Here is a 1090-nt window from a genome sequence, read left to right as displayed (position 1 = left end):
GCCGCTGGACCGGTCCGGTACCGCACTCATCACCGGCGCCACCGGCATGCTCGGCTCCCTCATCGCCCGCCACCTCGTCCACCACCACGGCATCCGCCACCTCATCCTCACCAGCCGACGCGGCCCCGACGCCCCCGGCGCCACCGAACTCACCACCGAACTCACCAACGCCGGCGCACACATCACCCTCACCGCCTGCGACACCGCCAACCCCCAAGAACTCCAACACCTCCTCACCCACATCCACCCCGACCACCCCCTCACCACCGTCATCCACACCGCCGGCATCCTCGACGACGCCCTCACCACCAACCTCACCCCCCACCAACTCCACACCGTCCTCCAACCCAAAATCGACGCCGCCACCAACCTCCACCACCACACCAAAAACCACCCCCTCACCCACTTCATCCTCTTCTCCTCCGCCGCCGGCCTCCTCGGCGCCGCCGGCCAAGCCAACTACGCCGCCGCCAACACCTACCTCGACGCCCTCGCCCACCACCGCCACACCCACGGCCTCCCCGCCACCAGCCTCGCCTGGGGCGCCTGGACCGACACCAACGGCATGACCGCCCAACTCACCGACATCGACCTCAACCGCATGACCCGAGCCGGCGTCCACCCCCTCACCGAACACGAAGGCCTCACCCTCTTCGACACCACCCTCACCCTCCACACCCCCCACCTCGCCCCCCTCCGCCTCAACCCCCAAGCCCTCCAAACCCAAGCCAACAACCACACCCTCCCCCACCTCCTCCACAACCTCACCCGCACCCCACTCCCACGAGCCACCACCAACCACACCACCACCCACAACACCCTCACCCAACAACTCCACACCCTCACCCCCACCGACCAACACCGCACCCTCCTCGAACTCATCCGCACCCACACCGCCACCGTCCTCGGCCACACCAACCCCCACACCATCGACCCCAAACGAACCTTCCGCGAACACGGCTTCGACTCCCTCGCCGCCATCGAACTCCGCAACACCCTCAACACCGCCACCGGACTCCAACTCACCGCCACCCTCGTCTTCGACCACCCCACCCCCGAAGACCTCGCCACCCACCTCCTCGCCGAGCTG

1 protein-coding gene is annotated in these 1090 nt (G+C 68.2%); it reads left to right on the top strand.

Annotation, left to right across the window (positions count from 1 at the left end):
- Nucleotides 1-1090 (top strand): beta-ketoacyl reductase (locus ACFQ87_RS46695; protein WP_380617126.1); only part of this gene is annotated, 1090 nt, incomplete at both ends.

It is taken from the genome of Kitasatospora sp. NPDC056531 (assembly GCF_042794375.1).
Lineage (GTDB): Bacteria > Actinomycetota > Actinomycetes > Streptomycetales > Streptomycetaceae > Kitasatospora.
The sequence above is the reverse complement of the archived record's forward strand: the minus strand, read 5'-3'. Positions and strand labels throughout refer to the sequence as shown.